The sequence below is a fragment of the Pseudomonas sp. B707 genome (genome assembly GCF_022496685.1).
Lineage (GTDB): Bacteria > Pseudomonadota > Gammaproteobacteria > Pseudomonadales > Pseudomonadaceae > Aquipseudomonas > Aquipseudomonas paraglycinae.
In genome coordinates, this window is record NZ_WTVE01000004.1 from 184,935 (window position 1) to 206,248 (window position 21,314).

26 protein-coding genes and 1 pseudogene are annotated in these 21,314 nt (G+C 58.4%); 10 read left to right on the forward strand and 17 right to left on the reverse strand.

Annotated elements, in window-relative coordinates:
• Window positions 1–22: 22 nt before the first annotated feature.
• Genes GQX66_RS00815 through GQX66_RS00825 form a run of 3 tightly spaced genes read right to left on the reverse strand, consistent with a single transcriptional unit; the run spans window position 23 to window position 1,826 of the window.
• On the reverse strand, window positions 23–727 hold the full coding sequence (locus GQX66_RS00815) for a hypothetical protein (RefSeq protein ID WP_240865133.1): 705 nt from the start codon (window positions 725–727) through the stop codon (window positions 23–25).
• Window positions 696–1,316, reverse strand: coding sequence for a LysE family translocator (locus tag GQX66_RS00820; protein WP_240865136.1), 621 nt, complete (start codon window positions 1,314–1,316; stop codon window positions 696–698). The genes GQX66_RS00815 and GQX66_RS00820 overlap by 32 nt, the downstream gene beginning before the upstream one ends.
• Window positions 1,317–1,358: 42 nt before the next feature.
• Window positions 1,359–1,826, reverse strand: coding sequence for a metallophosphoesterase family protein (locus tag GQX66_RS00825; RefSeq protein ID WP_240865145.1), 468 nt, complete (start codon window positions 1,824–1,826; stop codon window positions 1,359–1,361).
• Window positions 1,827–1,987: 161 nt separating this feature from the next.
• Here GQX66_RS00825 and GQX66_RS00830 point away from each other — a divergent pair, with 161 nt between their 5' ends.
• Window positions 1,988–2,236, forward strand: coding sequence for a hypothetical protein (locus tag GQX66_RS00830; RefSeq protein WP_240865432.1), 249 nt, complete (start codon window positions 1,988–1,990; stop codon window positions 2,234–2,236).
• Between the two features lie 286 nt (window positions 2,237–2,522).
• Complete coding sequence (locus tag GQX66_RS00835) at window positions 2,523–2,999, forward strand: hemerythrin domain-containing protein (RefSeq protein ID WP_007955324.1); 477 nt, start codon at window positions 2,523–2,525, stop codon at window positions 2,997–2,999.
• A 57-nt stretch (window positions 3,000–3,056) separates the two neighbouring features.
• On the opposite strand, the gene GQX66_RS00840 is transcribed toward GQX66_RS00835, so the two are convergent.
• Complete coding sequence (locus GQX66_RS00840) at window positions 3,057–3,866, reverse strand: DUF1206 domain-containing protein (protein ID WP_240865153.1); 810 nt, start codon at window positions 3,864–3,866, stop codon at window positions 3,057–3,059.
• A 206-nt stretch (window positions 3,867–4,072) separates the two neighbouring features.
• Here GQX66_RS00840 and GQX66_RS00845 point away from each other — a divergent pair, with 206 nt between their 5' ends.
• The 3 genes from GQX66_RS00845 (at window position 4,073) to GQX66_RS00855 (ending at window position 5,641) form a co-directional block, all read left to right on the forward strand.
• Window positions 4,073–4,303: a hypothetical protein gene (locus GQX66_RS00845; RefSeq protein WP_085747576.1), complete on the forward strand. Its 231-nt coding sequence runs from the start codon at window positions 4,073–4,075 to the stop codon at window positions 4,301–4,303.
• 106 nt (window positions 4,304–4,409) lie between these two features.
• Window positions 4,410–4,649, forward strand: a complete 240-nt coding sequence (locus GQX66_RS00850; protein WP_240865154.1) for a hypothetical protein — start codon at window positions 4,410–4,412, stop codon at window positions 4,647–4,649.
• A 140-nt stretch (window positions 4,650–4,789) separates the two neighbouring features.
• The gene (locus GQX66_RS00855) at window positions 4,790–5,641 is read left to right on the forward strand and encodes a LysR family transcriptional regulator (RefSeq protein WP_240865156.1); all 852 of its coding nucleotides are present in this window, start codon (window positions 4,790–4,792) and stop codon (window positions 5,639–5,641) included.
• A gap of 5 nt (window positions 5,642–5,646) precedes the next feature.
• Here the strand turns inward: GQX66_RS00855 and GQX66_RS00860 are convergent, their stop codons facing one another.
• The gene (locus tag GQX66_RS00860) at window positions 5,647–7,101 is read right to left on the reverse strand and encodes an MFS transporter (RefSeq protein WP_240865159.1); all 1,455 of its coding nucleotides are present in this window, start codon (window positions 7,099–7,101) and stop codon (window positions 5,647–5,649) included.
• Between the two features lie 229 nt (window positions 7,102–7,330).
• On the opposite strand from GQX66_RS00860, the gene GQX66_RS00865 reads away from it, so the two are divergent.
• On the forward strand, window positions 7,331–8,089 hold the full coding sequence (locus tag GQX66_RS00865; RefSeq protein WP_129972591.1) for an SDR family oxidoreductase: 759 nt from the start codon (window positions 7,331–7,333) through the stop codon (window positions 8,087–8,089).
• A gap of 329 nt (window positions 8,090–8,418) precedes the next feature.
• On the opposite strand, the gene GQX66_RS00870 is transcribed toward GQX66_RS00865, so the two are convergent.
• From GQX66_RS00870 to GQX66_RS00885, 4 genes are all read right to left on the reverse strand, one after another.
• A complete protein-coding gene (locus GQX66_RS00870) occupies window positions 8,419–9,336 on the reverse strand; it encodes an AraC family transcriptional regulator (protein ID WP_102718781.1) in 918 nt (305 codons plus the stop codon).
• Between the two features lie 81 nt (window positions 9,337–9,417).
• Entirely contained in the window at window positions 9,418–9,675 is a 258-nt protein-coding gene (locus GQX66_RS00875; protein WP_240865161.1) for an Atu4866 domain-containing protein, read from the reverse strand.
• Window positions 9,676–9,694: 19 nt separating this feature from the next.
• Window positions 9,695–10,069 carry a hypothetical protein gene (locus tag GQX66_RS00880; protein ID WP_085611829.1) on the reverse strand — a complete coding sequence of 125 codons (375 nt, stop codon included), beginning with the start codon at window positions 10,067–10,069 and terminating at the stop codon, window positions 9,695–9,697.
• A 177-nt stretch (window positions 10,070–10,246) separates the two neighbouring features.
• Window positions 10,247–11,011 carry an SDR family oxidoreductase gene (locus GQX66_RS00885; RefSeq protein WP_240865164.1) on the reverse strand — a complete coding sequence of 255 codons (765 nt, stop codon included), beginning with the start codon at window positions 11,009–11,011 and terminating at the stop codon, window positions 10,247–10,249.
• 286 nt (window positions 11,012–11,297) lie between these two features.
• Between GQX66_RS00885 and GQX66_RS00890 the strand changes: the two genes are divergently transcribed.
• Together GQX66_RS00890 and GQX66_RS00895 are read left to right on the forward strand one after the other, a co-directional pair.
• A complete protein-coding gene (locus tag GQX66_RS00890; protein WP_240865165.1) occupies window positions 11,298–12,242 on the forward strand; it encodes an AraC family transcriptional regulator in 945 nt (314 codons plus the stop codon).
• A gap of 180 nt (window positions 12,243–12,422) precedes the next feature.
• Window positions 12,423–13,157, forward strand: coding sequence for an SDR family oxidoreductase (locus GQX66_RS00895; RefSeq protein WP_039773164.1), 735 nt, complete (start codon window positions 12,423–12,425; stop codon window positions 13,155–13,157).
• Window positions 13,158–13,226: 69 nt separating this feature from the next.
• On the opposite strand, the gene GQX66_RS00900 is transcribed toward GQX66_RS00895, so the two are convergent.
• A complete protein-coding gene (locus tag GQX66_RS00900; RefSeq protein ID WP_240865172.1) occupies window positions 13,227–14,144 on the reverse strand; it encodes a helix-turn-helix domain-containing GNAT family N-acetyltransferase in 918 nt (305 codons plus the stop codon).
• 252 nt (window positions 14,145–14,396) lie between these two features.
• On the opposite strand from GQX66_RS00900, the gene GQX66_RS00905 reads away from it, so the two are divergent.
• On the forward strand, window positions 14,397–14,843 hold the full coding sequence (locus tag GQX66_RS00905; protein ID WP_039773166.1) for an anti-virulence regulator CigR family protein: 447 nt from the start codon (window positions 14,397–14,399) through the stop codon (window positions 14,841–14,843).
• A gap of 79 nt (window positions 14,844–14,922) precedes the next feature.
• Here GQX66_RS00905 and GQX66_RS00910 read toward each other — a convergent pair whose 3' ends face one another.
• The 4 genes and pseudogenes from GQX66_RS00910 to GQX66_RS28545 form a co-directional block, all read right to left on the reverse strand.
• Entirely contained in the window at window positions 14,923–15,228 is a 306-nt protein-coding gene (locus tag GQX66_RS00910) for a hypothetical protein (protein WP_240865174.1), read from the reverse strand.
• A gap of 165 nt (window positions 15,229–15,393) precedes the next feature.
• A pseudogene (locus GQX66_RS00915) lies at window positions 15,394–16,309 on the reverse strand (alpha/beta hydrolase).
• Between the two features lie 86 nt (window positions 16,310–16,395).
• Window positions 16,396–17,154, reverse strand: a complete 759-nt coding sequence (locus GQX66_RS00920) for a sulfite exporter TauE/SafE family protein (protein WP_240865179.1) — start codon at window positions 17,152–17,154, stop codon at window positions 16,396–16,398.
• Between the two features lie 209 nt (window positions 17,155–17,363).
• Window positions 17,364–17,621, reverse strand: coding sequence for a hypothetical protein (locus GQX66_RS28545; protein WP_346769657.1), 258 nt, complete (start codon window positions 17,619–17,621; stop codon window positions 17,364–17,366).
• 13 nt (window positions 17,622–17,634) lie between these two features.
• Here GQX66_RS28545 and GQX66_RS00930 point away from each other — a divergent pair, with 13 nt between their 5' ends.
• On the forward strand, window positions 17,635–18,090 hold the full coding sequence (locus GQX66_RS00930; RefSeq protein WP_240865187.1) for a GNAT family N-acetyltransferase: 456 nt from the start codon (window positions 17,635–17,637) through the stop codon (window positions 18,088–18,090).
• Window positions 18,091–18,299: 209 nt separating this feature from the next.
• On the opposite strand, the gene yfcF is transcribed toward GQX66_RS00930, so the two are convergent.
• The 3 genes from yfcF to GQX66_RS00945 form a co-directional block, all read right to left on the reverse strand.
• Window positions 18,300–18,932, reverse strand: a complete 633-nt coding sequence (gene yfcF, locus GQX66_RS00935) for a glutathione transferase (protein WP_240865189.1) — start codon at window positions 18,930–18,932, stop codon at window positions 18,300–18,302.
• A 133-nt stretch (window positions 18,933–19,065) separates the two neighbouring features.
• Complete coding sequence (locus GQX66_RS00940) at window positions 19,066–19,995, reverse strand: LysR family transcriptional regulator (RefSeq protein ID WP_240865191.1); 930 nt, start codon at window positions 19,993–19,995, stop codon at window positions 19,066–19,068.
• Between the two features lie 36 nt (window positions 19,996–20,031).
• A complete protein-coding gene (locus tag GQX66_RS00945; RefSeq protein ID WP_240865200.1) occupies window positions 20,032–21,006 on the reverse strand; it encodes a quinone oxidoreductase in 975 nt (324 codons plus the stop codon).
• Window positions 21,007–21,314: the final 308 nt, after the last annotated feature.

Sequence of the window (21,314 nt, forward strand, 5' to 3'; positions counted from 1 at the left end):
GCGCGAGTGGTGTCAGAGAGGATCAAGCAAGGTAATGGGCCCGCGTGTCATGCAGTGGGCGGGCAGTGGCGAGCGTTCGTTTGACTGCTGCCAGTTCCGAACCTGCCAGACGCGTGCCGCCCAGTTTGCAGAAAACACCGCCCGGATCGATGTGCAACGAAAACAGGCCGATGATCTCGTTCCCGATGACTTTGACGATCAACTCCATGAAGGCTTCATGCGGTGTGAGGGCGTTCAGATAGGTGAACTCCTCAACGGTAGCGCTGCCAGCCCAATGAATTTCATCCCAGGCCAGACGATCCAGGTGTATGAAGCTCTGCTGCCCCTGCAAATCCTCCGCAAGCGCTCGCAATACACTCACAAACAGCTCACGGTTCAGGATTTCGAGTTCGTATCGACCACGACCTGAGGGAGCAATGCCGACGACTCTGGTAGTCAGGAGATAGCTCTGCGTAATCTCAGATGGCTGCTCATCCCAGCCATTCAGATCGGAAATGGGCGGGCACCAAATGACCTGGAGGGTTTCACCAACGGTGATTGGCTCGTGGTAATCAAACCGGGCCAGTGCGCGCTGACCGACACTTGGCACGAGGTCGTTCAGGTCAAGAATCGGGGCGCTGTAATCGATGCCGGAGTCTTTTGACCAGAACGTCGGTAAACAGATCTTAATGGATTGATAGTGATCCTTCAGGCCTTTAGCGCTTGCTGAACGCCAACCGCGCGGCAAACAGTACGAAAATCATCCCGGAGGTGCGATCCATCCAGCGAATCACCTTCTCGCGGCGAAGGAAACCGGACAACGGCTGCGTCGCGCCAATCAACACCAGCGACCAGATCAGCCCGAGCACCACGTGAATGCTCACTAGGCCGAACGTCCACGGCACCAGCGGCTGACCTTGCGGAATGAACTGCGGCAGAAACGACACGTAGAAAATCCCGATCTTCGGATTCAGCACATTCCCCAGCATGCCCTTGAAAAACCAGTTCGCCCCCGGCTTGCCGTCGGCCTCGGCCGGTGCCAGCGAACGGCGAGGGCGCAGCAGCATGTTCAACCCCAGCCACGCCAGATATGCCGCGCCGCAATACTTCAACAGGTTGTAGGCCAGCTCCGACACTGCAATCAACGCCCCCAACCCAAACGCCACCGCCGCGCCCCACAACAGACAACCGGCATTGATCCCCAGCGCCGCACGCAACGCCTGCTGCTTGCCTTCGACGGTGGCGGTGCGCAGCACCAGCGCGGTGTCGAGACCGGGCGTCAGGGTCAACAGCGTGGCGGCGAAAGTGAAGGCGAGGAGGTTGTCAGCGATGGACATGGTGCGAGGGTTCCCTGTTCTGGATTGGGAACGGTAGCGGTTTCAGGCAGGGGGATCCAGCAGGGAAATCAGGCGCGGTTCGATGCGGTCGGGTTGTATCTCGAGGATCGCCAGCGTGACCGGCAACTTGAAACGCCGAGGGCCGGCGCTGCCGGGGTTCACGTAGAGACGCTCACCGCGCCATTCGATGCGGGGTTTGTGGGAGTGGCCGGTGATGATGAGCCTGATGCCCGGATCGAGATCGGCGGGAACGTCGGCGATGTCGTGGACGAGGAGGGTTGGCCAGCCGTTGAGGGTGAAGGTCAGGAGGTCGGGAAGGTTTTCGGCCCACGGGCTGTTGAGGTCGTTGTTGCCGCGCACGGCGTGAACGGGGGCTATTTTGGCCAGCTGGGCGAGGATGTCCGGGTTGCCGATGTCGCCGGCGTGGATGATCTGGTCACAACCCTGGAGCGCGGCGAGGGTTTCGGGGCGGAGGAGGTTGTGGGTGTCGGAGATTAGGGCGGTTTTCATGGATATCTCCGTTGATGTTTTGAAAGACGAATTGCTGGTTCGGTTATATATGAAGCCATTTAACGGTATCAAATAATTTGAACCGCTTCAGGACGCTCTCGCCTAATGATCAGCTTGTGGAAAATTTCATAGGCAATGTGCCAATACCGGCACTTCGAGAGGTGGTCGTCGTGGCTAAAGAAGAGAAGAAAAATAAAGGTGAGTCCTCGAAAAATGCCAAGGAATTGAAAGATAAAAAATCGTCCCCGACGAAAAAGTCAGCGGCAGCTTCGGCGCTTGCCAAATCGTCCGAAAAGAAAGACAAGAAGAAAGATGCCGAACCAAAAAAATCTGACAAGAAAGCTGATGGTAAATCAACCAAAGCTAAGAAATCAGACAAAGCAGAAAAACCGGCGAACAAGAAAAAGTGATATCAGCTAGGGCTACTGGCCCTAGCGTCCTCCACCTGTATTTCCAATCATTATTACCTCTCGCAGCCGTTGCCGTGTATTGGTTCACTTCCGCTATTTGCAAGAACCTCAACCCCTGCTCATGCAGAGTGCATGCTTATATTTGGCCATCATATTGCGCAAGCCGTTGATGTTTAATGCCATTTAAAAGCTGAAGTGCTGGCACAAAATATGCGGTGTCTGTCTGGAATGACGCAAGAATTGCCGACCTGGATCGGCGAATAATAATCCGTGATAGAGGCCTCAAATGAACGCCATCGACCTTTTGAAAACTGACCACGAAAAAGTTAAAGGCATCCTGAATCAACTCAGTGAATCCACCGATCGCGCATTAAAAAAGCGGGCGGAGTTGCTGGACAAGCTTGAACTGGAAATTACCATTCATACCCAGCTCGAGGAGCAGATTCTGTATCCGGCTTTCAAGGAAGCAGGCGGTAAGGAACAGGATGAAATGTATTACGAGGCGAAAGAAGAACATCGCACGGTAGATTCACTGGTATTGCCAGACCTGAAGTCTACCGATCCTTCTACGCCCGAGTTTGCCGGCCGCGTGAAGGTGGTCAAGGAACTTTTGGAACACCATATCGAGGAAGAGGAAACCGAGATGTTTCCCCAGGCCAAAAAGCTGCTGGGCAATGCCAAGCTCGAGGAGTTGGGCAAGGAAATGGAAGTGATGAAAGCTTCACTGAAAAAAAGCCTCAGCGGTTCGAATATGGCGGCCTGAACGAATAGATAGACGGACCTGCGGCGAGATCAAAAGCCCGGCTTAATGCCGGGCTTTTCATTTGGTTACGCCTGGCACATCCATGTTTATCTTGCGCCAACACGCTTCAGAGAAACTGTAAACCGAGAAGGCAATCAGCCCCAGAGCCATCACCATCAAGACAAGCCATCCAGCGGGTAGACTCTGGAGTGCGTCCAGCGCTTCCTTCATGCCGGGTGGGTCCATGGCTTGATAAGCGGAACCGCTCACTGCCAGCAGCAAAGCAATTTCTATAAACACGACTCCGCGGGCGATCAGGCCGAATCGTGACACCGGACGGACGTAACGCATGACCTCGTCGTCGGCCTCAAAATACTTCTCGAACGAAGCCTTCCATCCCTTGATGATGTGAGCCACTCCAACGCCCAGTGGTATGAGCGCGATCAGATACAACAATAAATTCGAGTGCTCCCACGACAGAAGATGCGCCAGCCAATCCTTGGTTTGCTCTCCTGAATGGCTCGAGTTTCGGGTGCCGCTCACGAGCAGGCCCAATGCGAAGAACGCGAGAGCACCGTTGACCAAACCTCCTGCAAACAGGCCTGCACGAATCACCAGACCCTTGAATTGCGTGCCGTGATGATCGACATCGCGTACGGCTTGCAGGACACGCCATGCCGAAAATGCAAGCAGACCCGCCACCACAAGTCCCACCAGAAAATAGCCGAACGGTTGGCTCAGCAAGGCCTCCAGGCTCTTGTGACTGTCCTTCGGTTTTGTCGAGTCATGGGCTGCCATCAAGGCAAATATACCGATGATCAAATAGAGCATTCCGCGGGAGGCGTATCCACCCCGAGCGAGTATTACCAGGTTGCGCTGCGCGGACATTGGATTTACTTCCGAGAGGTCATAAAAGAGCAGACCGTCCTTTCTGGAGGGGGTTCTATTACAAGTCGTAGATGATCGCGCAAACTGTGGTCCCAAGGGCGATGTGAGCTGTTGTTGCGGGCTGAACGATCCTGACCCATCATTTGGGTTTCAGCGGTTATCGCTGTCGTGTATTGGATGTCGAATTGAAGGTATTGGGTGGCGATGTGGAAGGCGTAGTGTTGGGCGAGAAGATTCAGCGTGAAGCAGATCGACTGCTGGCGCAGATTGTCCGGGCAGATTCGATGATCATTGCTGTCAAGGCAGGGGCGCGGGCGGATGGATTCGTGCTGGGACTGGAAACCGGCGGAGCTTTGCGTGCCGGCGATGCCGAACGGCTGTACATCATTTTTGAAGCCGCACTGGTCGAGCGTCTGAAGTCCTTGTCGCGAGGCTGATCAGATCACGTGACTGGATCGAAATTCATGAACAGTCATCTGCTTGAACTATAAGCTGACCACTCAGTCAGGATAGGTGCCGATTACCATTCTGAGGGTGTCATCCATGCGCAATTACACGATCACGTACCTGTTCAACGACCAGCCCCGTACCCATCAGCTCGAACTGAAGCAGCCTGAATTGCCCATTCAGGACGCGGCCATGCACTTGTTGCAGTTACATTTCGGGGATGGCGAGAACAGCCTGATCATGCCTGATGCAGACTCCACACCCGAGGAGATCATCAAGCAGGCGAGTCTGGTCGGAATCACTCGAATCGAAGTGGTGGATGCCCAAGGCGAGTAGGGTGATCCGCTCCGACTGAGCCAACGTTCATTTCAAAGCCACTGCTCTTGATAATGGTTTCGAAGCACGTGGTTCAGGGTATTGCTGCGGGACGGCCATTGTTGCAACCTCATCGTTCATTTTCAGTATGGGACGAGGGCATGGAATGGAGTGACATGCGGGTCTTCCTGGCGATTGCCCGCAGTGGCTCGCTCGGTGGTGCCGCCAGGCAGTTGGGGGTCAGTCACCCGACCGTCGGGCGGCGCCTGCAGGTGCTTGAACAAACCATCGGGCAAACCTTTTTCCTGCGGACGGCTCAAGGGCTGGTGCTCACGGATGTTGGTGAGAGGATTCTCAGTCTGGCGCAGGACATGGAACACAGCGCCTTGGCTATCGAGCGTCGTTTGGCAGGACATGGCGATCAGCCGGAAGGCCTGTTGCGCATATCCTCGGCCGACTGGTTCGCCTGCCATGTGTTGGCGCCGGTCCTGAGCGAACTGGTGCAACGGTATCCGTTGATCGTTCCCGAAGTCATCGCCGGGCATCGTCTGTTCGACCTCGCTCGCCGGGATGCCGACATCGCCTTCCGGATCGTGCCTTTCACCGAACCCGACATCGTCCACCGCAAGCTGACAACCCTGACTTACGGACTCTACGCCGCTTTGCATGCTCCGGCGCCGCAGCCGGACGGTGAAGGCCTGGGGCTGATCCTCATGAACGTTGCCCAGGCTCATTACCCCGACGTGCATTGGTTGCAGCAGCGGTATCCGCGGGCCCGAACAGTGTTCACCAGCAGCAGCCGTACAGTTCAGGCGCAGATGTGCGCGAAGGGGCTTGGTGTTGCCGTATTGCCCCGCGTCCTCGGCGACTCCATATCAGGACTGCGCCTGCTGGATGAGGATGAGCCGCCACCAGGGCGGGACATCTGGATGGGTTATCACCAGGACATGCGCCAGATGGACCGGTTGCGTGCGCTGGCCGACCTCGCTTCCAGCATGATCGGCGCGGGGTAGCCCCCTCAGGTCAAACGGACAGCCGATACCTCCGGTACATGCACTGGCTGGCGCGCTAACGTCAGGCTTATCGCTGCTCCCACGGCCAGACAGACGGCGATGCACAGTACAGCGATAGTGAACGCGTAAGCGATGCTGACTGCCGTAGCCGGTTCTCCCAGCAAGGTATAAAAGACACCGCCAATCAGCGCGACGCTCAGTGATGTGCTGATTTGCAGCGTTGCACTGGTGATGCCTGCGATCATTCCGGCATACGCCGGCGCGACCCGCCCCGTGACCATGCGCATCAACGTCGGCAGGCCCAAGCCTTGTCCCAGACCGATCAGGAACAGGATGATCGTGAGTGATGTGAAGGGCGGGGCGAGGGTGGTCGGTGTCACTGACACGAGCCAGCCCAGCCATAGCAGTCCGAAAACCTCCAGTCCCATGCCTATGGGATTCACGTAGCCCCCGAGGATGCGTCTGAGTAGAGGGACCGACAGGGGGCCGAGCAGAAACCCAGCGCCGAACGGCAGGAAAATCAGCCCGGCATGCAGCGCGGTCATATGCAGCGCGCCTTGCAGGTAAATCGAAAACATCAGAAAAAACACACCGATTGAATAGAAGCAAAGCGCGACCAGTAGCGCTCGCCCCAGGCCCGGCGCTTTCAGTACGGCCGGTGCGAGGATGGGGGTCCCACCAGTTCGGTGCAAGCGGTTCTCGTAGCGCCAGAACAATACCGCCAGCACAGGGCTGGCGGCCAGTGAAAGCCATGCCCACAACGGCCATCCCGCCTCGCGACCTTCAATCAAAGGCACGACCAGAGCGGTCAGGGTCAGCATCGAAAATGCTGTGCCCACCAGATCCAGCTTGTTGGCATGCTGCGCACGGGTTTCTTTCAGCACAGGGATGCCGAACGCAATCACCAGCAACGCAATCGGTAGATTAACGAGAAAAATCGCCCGCCACCCCATGCCCAAAACGTCGATTTCAATCAAAAAGCCGCCCAGTGCCTGACCGATCACGGATGCCAGCCCAAACACGGCTCCGTACAGGCTCAATGCCAATGGTCTTTCCGACGCCGGAAAAATCGCCTGCACCGATGCGAGCGCCTGAGGAGCCATTACGGCGGCGGTCACCCCCTGCAAGGCTCGGCCGAGGATGAGGATCCACGGCGAACCTGCCACGCCACACAACAGTGACGCGGCGGCAAAACCCAGCAGGCCAAGGAAGAACATCCGCCCGCGACCGTACAGGTCGCCGAGTCGCCCGCCGGTAATCAGCGTCACGGCATAGAGCGTCGCGTAGGAAGAAATCACCAACTGCTCGGCAGAGGAACCTGTCCCCAAGTCGTCCTGTATCGAGGGCAGCGCGACGTTGACGATAAAAAAATCCAGGGGCGGTAGAAACGCACCGACGAGCAAGATGGCAAACATCAACCAGCGCCGGGGTTCGGACACTTCGATTTCGATTCGAGACATGACAGGCATCCTGTAGGGAAACTCAGGTTTGACGACAAGTGAAAGGCAAGGCTTCGCGCCCGCTCGGACCAAGTCATGGGTCCCAATTTAGGGAGTCACTCCTGCGTTTTCGCCTTACAAAACTGCACGATCAATGTTCATTCCTGTCAGTGCCGCTCTGCTCCGATGACGCTCACCATGAGCAAGGTCGTTTCAGACGACCCCTTAATCAACGACCGAGGAGTCAGACATGTCAGGAAAATTCAGCGATCAGGTTGCCGTAGTGACCGGCGGTTCCACGGGGATCGGATTTTCCATTGCGCAAGCCTTGATCGCCGAGGGCGCCAAACGCGTTTACATCACTGGGCGGGCAGCGGTAATGCTGGAGGCGGCGGTTGCCAGACTCGGCGACAAAGCTGTCGCGGTGGTTTCCGACGTCTCGCGCCAAGCCGATCTCGACGCGCTCAAAGCGACAATCCAGGCGCGGGACGACCGGCTTGACGCGGTCTTCGCGAATGCCGGGATCTGTGAGAAAAATCCCCTCGGAGAGACCAGCGAGGCTGCTTACTACGCCATGTTCGACGTGAACGTGAAAGGCGTTTTTTTCAGCGTTCAAACACTTCTTCCCTTGATGAAAGACAATTCGTCCATCGTCTTGACCGCCTCAATCTGCTCCAGCAATGGTATGGAGGGATTGAGTCTGTACAACGCGTCGAAGGCGGCGGTGCGATCATTTGCACGCACGTGGGCCAACGAACTCAAGGACCGCAAAATCCGCGCAAATGTGTTGAGCCCTGGCTTCACACGCACGCCGCTGATGGACAACGGGCTGAAAATGAGCGAGAGCGACATCGCTGCACTACGCCAATACGTCGAGCAAATCACGCCATTGGGCTACATGGCACAACCTGAAGAAATCGCCAGCGCGGCACTGTTTTTGGCCTCGGTCGACGCCAGATATGTGAACGGCGTGGAGCTGATGGTCGACGGTGGTTTGTCGCAAATCTGAAGTCTCTGTCGCTGCGAACGGCCTGTTCCACGACATAAAAAGAGGGCGGACACTGGAGATTGGACCTGGTCACAATCGGCAACGTTTGCTCTGGCCGATAGCTGCCATCCACCATGGCAGCTTCGGTCAACACTCATTCCGCAGCCGGCGGACTCTGGCGTAGTCGTAGGCAATGACGCAAGGCGTTGTAGCCTTGAGGAAGTAACGCAGAGTGTCTTCAAACAGCGAAGGCCGAAACCCTTAAACAACCTCCGATGGTTCCTTCAATAACCGTCGTATTGGATCTTTCCCTGGCGTTCTGCTGCCCTGAACTGGCTCCGGCCAGGCGTTCACGCAGGATGCCGGACCCGGCTGGCATCTCTGGAGGGCGGGCACCCGAACTGGCGACTGTATTCCCGGCTGAATTGCGACGGGCTTTCGTAGCCCACTCGATAACAGGCGCTCGCCACATCCAGCCCTTCGCCGAGCAACAGGCGGCGGGCTTCCTGCAGGCGCAGTTGTTTCTGATACTGCAGCGGACTCATGGCTGTCACCGCCTTGAAGCGATGATGCAATGTGGAGTTGCCCAAATTGGCGACCCGGGCGAGTTCTTCGATGCGCAAGGGTTGGGTGTAGTGGTTGTTCAACCAGTCGATTGCCCGTGTTACTCGCCGTGTTTGCGAGTCGCCGAGGGCAAGCTCATACAGACGACGGCCGTGCACACCCCGCAGGAGGCGGTAATACAACTCGCGAAGGGCGAGCGGTGCCAGCATGCCGATGTCTTTCGGTGTTTCCAGCAGCCGGACCAGCCGCAGCATGGTTTCCAGCAGGGGTACATCGACTTTCTCAAGAAAAAGGCCAAGCTCCGGCTCGTCCGGGACGCCTGCCGGCGGAGCGTCGGCGATGACCTGAGCGATTTCCGTGGGCTCGAAATCAAACCGGATACACAGGTAGGGCGCCTCCGGGCTGGCCATCAGCACGCGACCGGACACCGGAAGGGTGACCGAAACCACCAGGTAGCTGAGGGGGTCGTAAAGGTACTGGTCGTCACCCAGGCCGATTTCCTTTTGTCCTTGCACGATCAGGCAAAGTGCCGGTTTGTGCACGGTATGGATCAGCTCCGAAGGTGCATCGAAACGGATGACATGCAGGGGCGCTATGGCGGTCTCATAGATCCCGGGTGTGGTAAAGCGTTGCGTCAGCAGGCGAACCAGTTCGTCACGGTAGACGGCTGTGTTTTGAAGGATGAAAGCATCGCTCTGTTCCATTTCAAGGCTCTCACAAGTGTTGATGAACGTCTGCCTGAAGCTTTTCAGGCAGACGATATTCGCCCGACATCATCAAAGTACTCATTGCCGATACAGGATCATTCCGGCGTGATACAGCACGTCGTCATGAAAGTGGCCGTCAGCGGTGAAGCCGGTGTCGTCCCAGTACTGGATGTAATCACCGACCAGTTCGTAGCGGCCCTGATAGGCGCTCTTGTTTTTACCACGGGCCTCGTCGTAACGACCAGTCGTCAGAAGCTCATGACGGATGAGTCCATCCGCGGTAACCCACATGCCTGCGTAACGATGGTCCTGAGTGGTTTTTTTGGCATCTTTCATCACTTTTCTCCTCGGATGTTCAGACTGAGCCGATACGGCCCAAAGCCGTGCGATCAGAGCCGTTTTCGGCAACGCGAAAACCCGGAGTGCGATCACTGCCACCTTCAGTTACGCGCATGCCGGGGGTGCGGTCCGAACCATCAGCGGCAACGCGGAACCCTGGAGTGCGATCACTGCCACCTTCAGTGACGCGCATGCCTGGCGTGCGGTCCGAACCATCAGCGGCAACGCGGAACCCCGGAGTGCGGTCACTGCCACCTTCACTCACGCGCATGCCTGGAGTTCGATCAGCACCGTCAGCTGCCAGGTACAGGCTGGTCGAGGAAAGGTTGATCGCGCAGGCCACCATCGCGCCGATCACCAGTGAAAGGGAAAGCCGTTTTGCGTTTTTCATTGTTCAGTCCTCATTGACGTTGTTCATCTGAGCGGCCTGCCGTGGCCTGTGTCTGCATCCGTTGCGTGCTTTCAGATTACGTAGCCGAGCGCAGCGGTGTTAGGACGAAACTGCCGCAGATTTGCCTGATCCTCTCGGGTTGGTCGGGCATGTCCTGCGGCGCGTTTGTGCTGCGGCTCAGCCGGCCGTGACCGTCATGCCGCCGTCGGCCATGACCACCGAACCGACCATGAAGCTGGCCCGGTCCGAGGCGATGAACGCGACCACTTCGGCGATTTCTTCCGGTTGGGCGGCGCGGCCGATCGGTGCGGCTTCACCATGTTGGGCGAGAAAGGCAGGGCCGTCGTCGACCACATTGTTGAGGATGTTGGTCACCACATCGCCGACACCGACAGCATTGACCCGGATGCCGTGGCCAATGACCTCAAGCGCCAGGGTGCGCGTCAGTTGGGCCAGCGCGCCTTTGGAGGCGGTGTAGGCCGCAATGGTGGGGAAGGCGAAATAGGAGGCGTAGGACGCGATGTTGACGATCGATCCGGACTTGTTGGGTATCATCGCTTTGACCGCCTCCCGGCTATGCAAAAAGGCCGCCGTGGCGTTGACCGCCTGAATGCGCTCCCAGTCTTCGCGGGTCATGTCGATGACCAGTTTATTGATGATGATGCCGGCGTTGTTGACCAGAATGTCCAGCCGCCCGAATTGCTCGACGGCCAGGGCGACCGCGCGCTCGGCTGCCCCGTTCTGAGTGATGTCGGCCACCAGGGGGACCAGGCCGGGGCGTGCCAGTGCTTCGACCTCAGGGTTTATATCTTCAGCAATGACCTGGGCGCCGCGGGCATGCAGCAGCAGTGCGATGGCCTTGCCGATGCCACTGGCCGCGCCAGTAACCAGCGCGACTTTACCGGCCACTTCGTTTGGGGTGCTGTTCTTGAAGTCGGTCATGATGTTCTCCAGCGTTTTTTGATCGAGTAGGGATAAGCCGTGTTGGCGCCTGCGAGGCGCTGTCATCGGCGACGGGCCTACTGTCTCGCAGCGGAGTGAGGTCGGCTTTCGTGAGATTGCCCACGCTGTCGGGGTTTTGCGCTGAATGTCAGTGAGCGAGGCTTGGTGCTCGATTCAACCCACGGCAAAAGCCCGATATTATCGAGCCGGTCTGCTGACGCGGCGTGCGGGCAAGCATCGGAGACCTGTCTGGCTTCGCACAGCAGAATCTGAAAAGGACGAGTTCATGGCAAATACCGGGCGTACCTCCCAGGACGCGTTGTCGACATCCTCTCGAGACTTGCGCATCACCGGCGAGTCGATGGGTGAGTTCCTGCCAGGCGAACCCCAGGCGTTACCCTCGCACCCGGAAATCACGGACGTGGTGATTCAGCTGTTTACCCATCGCAGCGTTACTGAGCCCATTCTCGTGCCTGCAGTGGTGGAACCGCTGCTCGTTCTGGTTCTGGCCGGGGCGGCGACGGTAGAGGAGCGCGCATTGGGTGGCGAGTGGGAAGCTGCAGATGTCAGTGCCGGCGATTTTTTCCTCACCAGTTCCGATGAGCCGTATGAAATGCGCTGGCAGACGCACGGAGGCGATACCTTCGAAGTCATGCATCTTTATCTGGGGCTGCCCTTGATCGAGCTAGCGTCTCGAGAGCTGTCGGGCCAGCACGCCGGGCCTGTGCGTTTGCGCGATGTTTCAGGGGCACGGGACGGGCGCGTCGCGTTTGTCATGGAGCAGTTGCGCACCGAATTGCTTCTGGAACGCACGCCCAGCGCGCTTTTCGCCCGCTCTCTGGCGCAGGCGCTGGCCGTGCATCTGGTGCGCAGCTATCTCGCTGAAAGCCAGCCCGGGCGTCGGGTCAACGCCTTGCAAGCCTACAAACTGCGCAAAGTCACCGACGCCATGCGCGCGCAACTAAGCGCTGAATTCAGCCTGGCCAAACTGGCCAGCCTTGCCGAGCTGAGCGAGTACCACTTCAGCCGCCTGTTCAAGCGGGCGACGGGGCTGTCGCCATCGCAGTACTTCATCCGCTTGCGCATGGCTCGCGCGCGGCACCTGCTACTGGAAACCCGCCTTAGCATCATCGACGTCGGGCTGGAGGTCGGCTACTCAAGCCCCAGTCACTTCTCTCAGGTCTTTCGTCGTGAAGTGGGCGTAACGCCCAGCGAGTTCCGTGGGGCGTGAGCGGCGCTTCATCACAAATTTGCAGGCGATGCACTCAGACACGAATAGGCAAAAGTTGCGCAGGTTTCGGCACGCGTCGAACAGGTCTGCGCCCTTAATCTTTTCGACGTACCCCGCAGCAACGAACGCGTCTTCAGCGGTCGGTGCTGAACCTCAATGCAGACAGCAGGAGCTACGGATATGTCGAACATTCAAAACAAAGTCGTCCTGATTACCGGTGCAAGCAGTGGTATCGGCGAAGCGGCCGCCAGGTTGATCGCCGCCAAAGGCGCGCATGTGGTCCTCGGTGCCCGCCGTACCGAGCGTCTGGACAAACTGGTCAGCGAGATCCGCGCCGAAGGTGGCTCGGCAAGTGCCTGCGCACTCGACGTTACGGATCTGCAATCAATGCACGCCTTCGTGGCGTTCGCCAAGACGCAACATGGCAAGGTCGATGTGATCATCAACAACGCGGGCGTGATGCCGTTGTCTCCGCTGGCTTCGTTGAAGGTCAACGAATGGAACCAGATGCTCGATGTCAACGTGCGTGGCGTACTGCATGGTATTGCAGCCGTCCTGCCGGACATGCAGGCGCAGGGTTTCGGTCAGGTCATCAATATCTCGTCGATTGGTGGCCTCGCGGTTTCTCCGACCGCCGCGGTGTACTGCGCGACCAAATTCGCGGTCAGGGCTATCTCGGATGGTCTGCGTCAGGAAACGGACAAGATCCGCGTCACCGTGGTGTGCCCGGGGGTCGTCGAGTCCGAATTGGCGGATACGATTTCCGATGATGTGGCTCGCGAGGAAATGAAAGCCTTCCGCCGTGTGGCGCTCAATGCAGACGCCATTGCGCGAGCGCTCGCCTATGCCATCGAACAGCCCGACGATGTCGATGTGAGTGAGATCGTGGTTCGTCCGACTGCCAGTCCGCACTGAGCCGTTCCGGGCGCAATCACCCGTGGTTTGTGCCCCGTTCTGCCTGGCTATAAAGACTGGGCATAGACCTCACAAAGCAATCGCCCACGTCTGACTGACCAAATCCTTGCCGAAGCTGTGAATCGGCTCTTCCTCGACCAACTCAAACCCCGCCCGCTGGTATAACCGGCGGGCATCCACCAGATTGCTGGTGGTCCAGAGAATCATCTTTTTGTAGCCGACATCCCGGGCAAAACGCAGGCATTCCTCGATCAGCCGATTGCCGATCCCCAATCCCCGCGCACTGGCATCCACGTAGAGCATGCGCAGTTTCGCAGTGGTTTCGTCGTGGCGGATGACGAACACCGAACCCACCACCTTGCCATCCTTCTCCGCGATCCAGCAGCGCTCGCCCGTGGGGTCGAATTCGCGCAGGTATTTGGCGACGACCTCTGACACCAGCGCTTCGAACTCTGAATTCCAGCCGTATTCACGGCTGTAGATCGCAGTCTGCTGATGCACCACCAGACCCATGTCACCGGGCTGCGGATCGCGTAGCAGGTAGGTCGTAGACTGGCCGCCCTCGAGCAGCGTTTGGATCTGCTTCATCGACGCGATCAGTTGCAGTTGCTGCGGTTCGGACAGGCGTTCGAGCAGGGTGATGACTTCTTGTCGCGAGGCTTGCTCCAGCGGGGCGAGGATCTCGCGGCCGAGATCGGTGATGTGCAATTGACTGGCGCGGGCGTCGGTGGTGGAGGGGACTTTCTGGATCAGGCCCTTTTTGTCGAAACCGCTGATGAGGCGACTCATATAGCCCGCGTCGAGGCCGAGCATCTGGCGTAGGTCGGTGCTGGTCAGATCGCCCTGGGACGCGAGCTCGTAGAGGATGCGCAGCTCGGTGAGCGAGTAGTCGCTTTGCAGCAAGTGTTCCTGCAACACGCCGATCTGATGGGTGTAGAAACGGTTGAACTGCCGGACGATGTCGGCGCGGTCAGTGATCGTGGACATGGCGTGATGCTCATATGCTTGCTTTAGGCAACTATATAGTTGCCTTAGGCAAGCAAGTCAAATGAATGATTTCACGATCCCGGACCCAAAGTCAGCCGGAACGAACGCTCAGTCGTGTCCATTCGTATGTTTCTGAGGCTCACGGTTTCCAGATGCGTCGCCGCGTGACCGCGATGACAGGGCCATCTCTCCATGCCTGTAAAAAAAAACTGACTAGAATCCAAACACACCTATTCATTCAAGGAACGACCCATGTCCGGTTTACGCACGTTGATTGCGACCACGACCTGTATTGCGCTGTTGAGCACTTCGGTGTCAGCGCTGGCCGATCCTGGCAATGGAAAGGGGCAGGGCAAAGGCAATCCGCATAACAGCCAGGATCATGGCAATCAGGGGAAAAAAGGCGGGGGCGGTTATCAGGGGCACGGCCCAAGTATCGATCGCGGCGGGGTGATCGGGATTGTGGAAGGCTATCGCGGCTACTGGACCCCGGGCCCGGCGTTGCCACCCGGCATCCAGAAGAACCTGGCGCGGGGCAAACCGCTGCCGCCCGGTATTGCGAAGAAGCTCGATGGTCGACTGGTCGGCAGACTGCCGCACTACGACGGCTACGAATGGCAGCAGGTCGGCACCGATCTGATCCTGGTCGCGCTGGCCACCGGGCTGATTTATGAAGTGCTCAATGGCGCCTTCGATTGAAAAATAGATCTGTCCCCATATGAAAAAGCCCGGCGGATAAGGCCGGGCTTTCGTCGGGTACTGCGGTAAAACCCGGCATTCAGGCGTTACGACTTTCGATCAGACGGTCAGAACCACCTTCGGCAACTGCATCACTGAACAGCGGATCGGTTTCAGTCGCGGCAACCGAATCACTGAACAGCGGATCAGTCTGGGTCGCAGCAGCAACCGCATCACTGAACAATGGATCGGTTTGAGTCGCAGAGGCAACAGCATCGCTGAACAGTGGGTCGGTTTGAGTCGCAGCGGCAACCGCATCGCTGAACAGTGGATCGGTTTCAGTCGCCGCAAAAGCATTCAGGGCGAAGAGCGAGAAGGCGATGCCGATGAGGGTTTGGCGTTTCATGGTTCTGTACTCCGTGTGCAGTGGGTTGGTATGGAGCAGATCCTACGCTTTCGATTTGATATGAGAACTTCATTGAATTAATGGTTGTTATTGATGCGGTCAATGATTGGGCTCGGTGGCCTGAGATGCGCTGAACGGTACCGATGACACCAATTCGCTTGCCAGTCACTGCGTAATAAACCTGCGAATCGCTTGAATGGTTTCGACGGGCGCTTCTTCCATCAGCCAATGACCCGCACCGGCGATCACCAATTCGGTGACGTTGTCGGCGGCATTACGCATTACGCATCACGATGGCTTCATTGTTGCCGAAGGACTTCTCACCGCCGACCGCCAGCACCGGCATTTTCAGTTTGGTCTTCATCGACGCCTCGTTGTCCACCGCGTCCTGGCGGATCGCGCGGAACTGGGCGAACGCCGCGTGCATGGCGCCGGGGCGGGCGTAGAGTTTGGCGTAGTGTTGGCGGGTGGCTTCGTCGACTTTTTTCGGGTCGCCGGCGAACTCGTTCCAGAAGCGGTCGAGGTAGATACGCTCACGGCCGGCCACCAGCCGTTCTGCATCCGGCCCGCCGAAATCGAAGTGCCAGAGCATCGGCGAGCGAACGATCTCGTTCCACGGCGGGATCCCCGGAACGGGCGCGTCCATCACCACCAGGCGATCGGTCTGCTGCGGATAACGCGAGGCGTAGGCGAAGGCGACCATGGTGCCGATGTCGTGACCGACCACCACCGAATGCTCGATGCCCAGCGAAGCCAGCACCGCGCGAATATCACCGGCCTGAGTCTTCTTGTCGTAACCATCAGCCGGGATCGACGACAGGCCCATGCCCCGCAAATCAGGCACCACCACGGTGTGATCCTTCGCCAGATCCGCCGCCAGCGGCGCCCACATATCACCGGTGTCGCCGAAACCGTGCAACAGCACCACCGCTGGGCCTTTTCCGTCGATGCGAGTGTGGATTTTCGCGCCGTCCACGGCGATGTCCTGAGTGCGGAACGAGGCGGGGAAGGGCGTCACATCCGCATGGGCCGGAACACTCATGGCCAGCAGCAGGGAAGCGGTGAGCAGGGCGCGGATCATGGCGGTCACTCCAGAGGGGGTGGCTGGAGCGTAGACGGATTTGTGATCGCTGAAGTGCGAATTGTGAACTGGATTTTGGCAACGCTTCAGGAAAGGTATCCGCTGACCCCATCCCACAACAGCTTCAATGCCGTGACCACCAGCAAGCCATAACAGGCGCGGTACATCTGACGCTGGTCCAGTCTGGCGTGCAGCCGCCAGCCCAGCCAGACGCCGCTGGGAATGGCGAGCAAGCTGACGAGCATCAGTGTCAGCACGTTGCCGGTAGGTTTGGCCAGCAGCAGCCATGGCACTGCCTTGAGAAGATTGCCCACGGTGAAAAACAGGCTGGTCGTTCCGGCATACATCTGCTTGCTCAGCCCCAGCGGCAGCAGATAGATCGCCAGTGGCGGCCCGCCGGAATGCGCCACCATCGTCGTGATACCCGAAGTAATGCCGGCAGCCACGGCTTTGGGAGAGGAGCGCGGCCGCACTTGCACTTCTCCGCCCGCCTTGAACCACAAACCGACAAACAACAGCGTGATCGCCGCCATGACGATGGCGATGGCGCGGTGGTCCAATACCCGGAAAAGCAAATAGCCGGCGCCGATGCCGACGATCAAACCTGGTACCAACAACTTCAGGTCAGTTTTTGACCAGGTGGAAGGCTTCCAGTAGCGCAGGCTGAACAGATCCATGGCGACGAACAATGGCGCCAGCAGCCCGCCAGCGGTAATCGGGTCCATCACCAGCGACAGCAGCGGAATCCCGACAATCGCAAAGCCGCCGCCGAACGCGCCCTTCATGAAGCAGATCAGGAACACGCCGGCGAAGGTGACGAGGAGGGTGGTGACGGTCAGATCCACGGCGTGTGCTCACTTCATCTCGGTCGGGGAGTGGCCTTAATTTCGCTCACGGTCTGCAGGATGAACAGTTACAGTTTCGAGGCCGATTCACGGACCAGTTGCCAACTGGATCGAATGTGGGCCTCGGGCAAAATTAAGTTTGCAAAGATAGGGGCACATGGGACTTGAAGACATCCTGACCTAAGACCTTTACGTGGTGTTCTGCGGAATCAATCCGGGCTTATTGGCGGCAGCGGGTATCCGGCAAGAAGTCGATCAAGTGGGGGCTGCAAGAGGACACGTTCGGCGGCGCTGACGTCTGGATCCTGCCCAATCCCGGCGGGCGTAATCTGGCGTTCAATCAGGCGCAACTGGTGACGGCGTATCGTCAGCTTTACCTGGCAATACGCGAAACGATGATCGACTCCCGGTCCAGGATGGGTTTTATATAAAGCAGCTCGTATTCCCCATTTTTTGATGACGCGCAAGGAGCGGCCCTTAATGGATTACCTGATTCGAAACGCTACGAATGCAGATGCGCCAGCGATCAGTCGAACGATCATCAGTGCTTTGCGCGAATCCAACGTTCAGGACTACTCCGCCGAAATCATCGAGCAGGTGACGCGAAGTTTTTCTCCCCCGGCGATCCTTCATCTGTTGAGTGAGCGTCAAGTTCTGGTGGCTACAACCGGCAGCCATATCGTTGCAACCGCGAGTCTGGATCACGACATTGTCCGAAGTGTGTTTGTCGACCCGCGCTATCAAGGAAAGGGTATCGGAAGGCAACTGATGGAGAGGCTTCAATCACTTGCCATCAATGCAGGTCTGAACCGGCTGCGTGTGCCTTCTTCAATCACCGCGGAAGGCTTCTATGCTTCGCTTGGGTTTGAAAAGGTTCGAGACGAGTTTCACGGGGCGGAGGGCACGGTCATCATGGCGAAGGCATTGGAGCTGTAGGCCTCCGTTGTTAAAAAAAACGCCCAAGGGTTTGGCACGTCCTGGATGATTAGGACGGCTTACTGCCTTGGGCGGGATGTGGGTGACGGGAAAAGGATACGGCTTGAGGGGCGAGCCCTGAAAGCCGGCGCTTTCTGGTGAATTTGTAGGCACTTGCTCAAGGGGGTGTAGGCTCGAGTAGCAACAGAAAAGCAAAGAAAATGCTGCCGTTACAGTCGAGGTCGTTCCAGCTTGATCCACTCTTGTACTGTCTTGCGCTGCCATTGGCGTTGAGCGTAATCCTCCAGTTGAGCCGGCACAGCGTCTCCGTTGAGTATCAATCGGTTCAGCATCAACGCGAGATCAACATCGGCGATCGACCATTCACCAAAAAGGTAGTCCGGACTATCGGTAAGCAGCCATTGAGCGACCTCAACCAACTTTTGCCTGGCAGCCTCAGCCGACGCTGACAACGGTCCGTATTTCTGACCATAGAACACGACAAGGGTAGAGCGCTCCTGTCGGATTGGGAGCAGATCACTGCGTAGCCACGCTTGAACTTGCCTCGCTGCGGCCCGTTTTTGTGGATGCTGTGGGTAAACAGGTGTTTGGGGGAACACATCTTCCAGGTATTCCGTGATCGCCGATGATTCCGACAACGCAAAGTCACCCTGCACGAGGGTGGGCACTCTTTGAGTCAGGGAAAGACGGGCGTAATCGCTGGCCTGGTTTTCCAGTTTGTCCAAGTCCAAGGTACTCATTTCGAACTCGATCCCCTTTTCTCGAAGGGCCACAAAGCACGACATTGCGTAGGGACTTGTGAATTGAGCATCGACGTAAAGGCGCAGGCTTGAGTCATTCATAGCGTCATCTCCATATGCGGAATGGCCACGCTAAAAGATTGATCGCTTTAAATAAAATTCATGTTTTTTATGGGGGCATTCCCATCAGGAATGGGCAAAAAGGTCGACACGATTTCCCATCACGGTTTGCAAATCAGCGGGCCAGCGTCACCCAAGGCGCACCTTCAGCAAAAGCGCCCTCGATCCAGTCCTTGAACGCCGTAGTCGTCGCGGTGTTAAACCGCGACGAAGGCCGCACCAGATAAACCCTCGTGTCAGCATCCAGTTGCCACTCGGGCAGCACCCGCACCAGACGCCCCTCGCGCAGGTCGTTGGTCATCAGCCAGTCGCCGCCGGCCAAAATCCCCACGCCCATGCGCGCGGCACACAGCTGCGCTTCATTGTCGTTGCTGACCAGTCGGCTGCGAATTTTCAGAGTGTGTTTCTCATCGCCTCGGGTCAGTCGCCATTCGGGATACGAATGCAACCCGGTAAACCCCAGGCATTGATGATCGGCAAGATCCGCCGGCGTTTTCGGCTCGCCATGCTGTTGAAGATAGGAGGGCGCGGCACAAAGGATTCGGCGGTGATCGCAGAGCTTTTTCGCCACCAGCCGATTGTCCGCCAGCTCGCCAATGCGGATCGCTGCGTCGAAACCTTCAGCGACGATATCGACAAAGCGCTCGGCATATTCAACCTCCAGCGCCACGTTCGGATGGGCCAGGGCAAACGCCGAAACGATATCCCCCAGCCACAGCCGCCCCATGGCGGCCGGCAGGGCGATGCGCAAACGCCCGCGAACTTCGGCGGCACCCTCGCGCGCATCCTGCTCCGCTTCGGCGATCAGGCTGACCGCATGCCCGAACCGCGCCACCAGCCGTTGCCCCTCATCGGTGAAACGCAATTGCCGGGTGGTGCGCTCGATCAGCCGCACCCCCAGCCGTGACTCCAGCGCGCTGAGCCGTTTCGACAGCACCGAGGGATGGCGCTGCAACGTCCGGCCCGCCGCCGCAAACGAGCCGTGCTCGGCCAGGGCCAGCAGGGTGGCGACTTCATCGGCCTGACGGCTATCGAACAGATCCATGCAACGACAACCCTCGTGGATGACTCGAAAAAAGACTCAAGGCACCAGCACAACCGCCCCCGGCAAACCGCCCCGGTGCAGATCGGTATGGGCCCGGGCGGCGTCCGCCAGCGGATAACGACGCCCGACATTGGGCTGGATGATACCGGCGTCAATCGCTTGCAACACGTCCTTTGCGCGCTGCTGGTATTCCTCCGGCGTGGCGGTGTGCGCGGCGAGGGACGGTCGGGTCAGGAACAACGAACCCTTGGTGTTCAGAGTGCTGATCTCGACCGGCGCCGGCGCCCCCGACGCCATGCCGAACGACACCAGCAACCCGTGCGGACGCAGGCAATTCAACGACGCCTCGAAAGACACCCGGCCAATCGGGTCGTACACCACATCCACTTTCTTGCCCTGAGTGAAGTCGATCACCGCGTCGGCCAGCGTCGCCGCATCGAACACCAACACCTCATCACAACCCGCCAACCGGGCCCGCTCGACACTCTCGGCGCCGGACACCACACCAATCACCAACGCCCCCAAATGCTTCGCCCACGGCACCATGATCTGCCCCAGCGCACCGGCCGCGCCGTAGATCAGCACCGTCGAACCCGGCCCGACCGGGTAGGTGGACTTGAGCAAATACTGCGCGGTGATGCCCTTGAACAGCACAGCCGCCGCGTCCTCGAAACTCAGGCTGTCGGGAATCTTCACCAGCCGATTGGCCGGGTAGAGGCGGGCGCTGGCATAGGCGCCGACAGGGCCCGTGGCATAGGCGACCCGGTCGCCGACCGCCACGTTCGTCACATCGGCCCCCACCGCCACAACCCGCCCGGCGCCCTCAAGCCCCAGCCCGGAAGGCAACGCCAACGGCGCGGCACCGGAACGTTGGCTCAAATCGAGCGGGTTGACGCCAATGGCGAACTGCTCAAGCCAGACCTCGGCGGGGCCGGGCGTTTGAGCGGTGGATTGCTCGAGCTGAATGGCTTGAGGCTCACCGGTTTGATGGATGACGGCGGTGGTGACCATGTTGAATGCTCCCTTACGTTGATCGTGGGGAGAGTCTAAAGGCCTGCGTTTGGAGCACTAGTCGGGTTGAATGCAGTTCATATGTGCATTCGATGCAGTAATTGGATCAAGGCCCCGCGTGGTTCGAATTCAACGCCCTTTACTGAAACGCAAACAGCCCGGGCCGACGCCCTTCGTAGTTAACGAGGGTGTCGGCCCGGGCTGTTTTGCATTCCATAACCTCTTGAGCCGCGCTTTTTCCTGCAGCAGCGGTGGACGCGCTACAGAAGCCGCCTGGAGGAAATCTCTTTCCAGATTCAGCCGTCGAC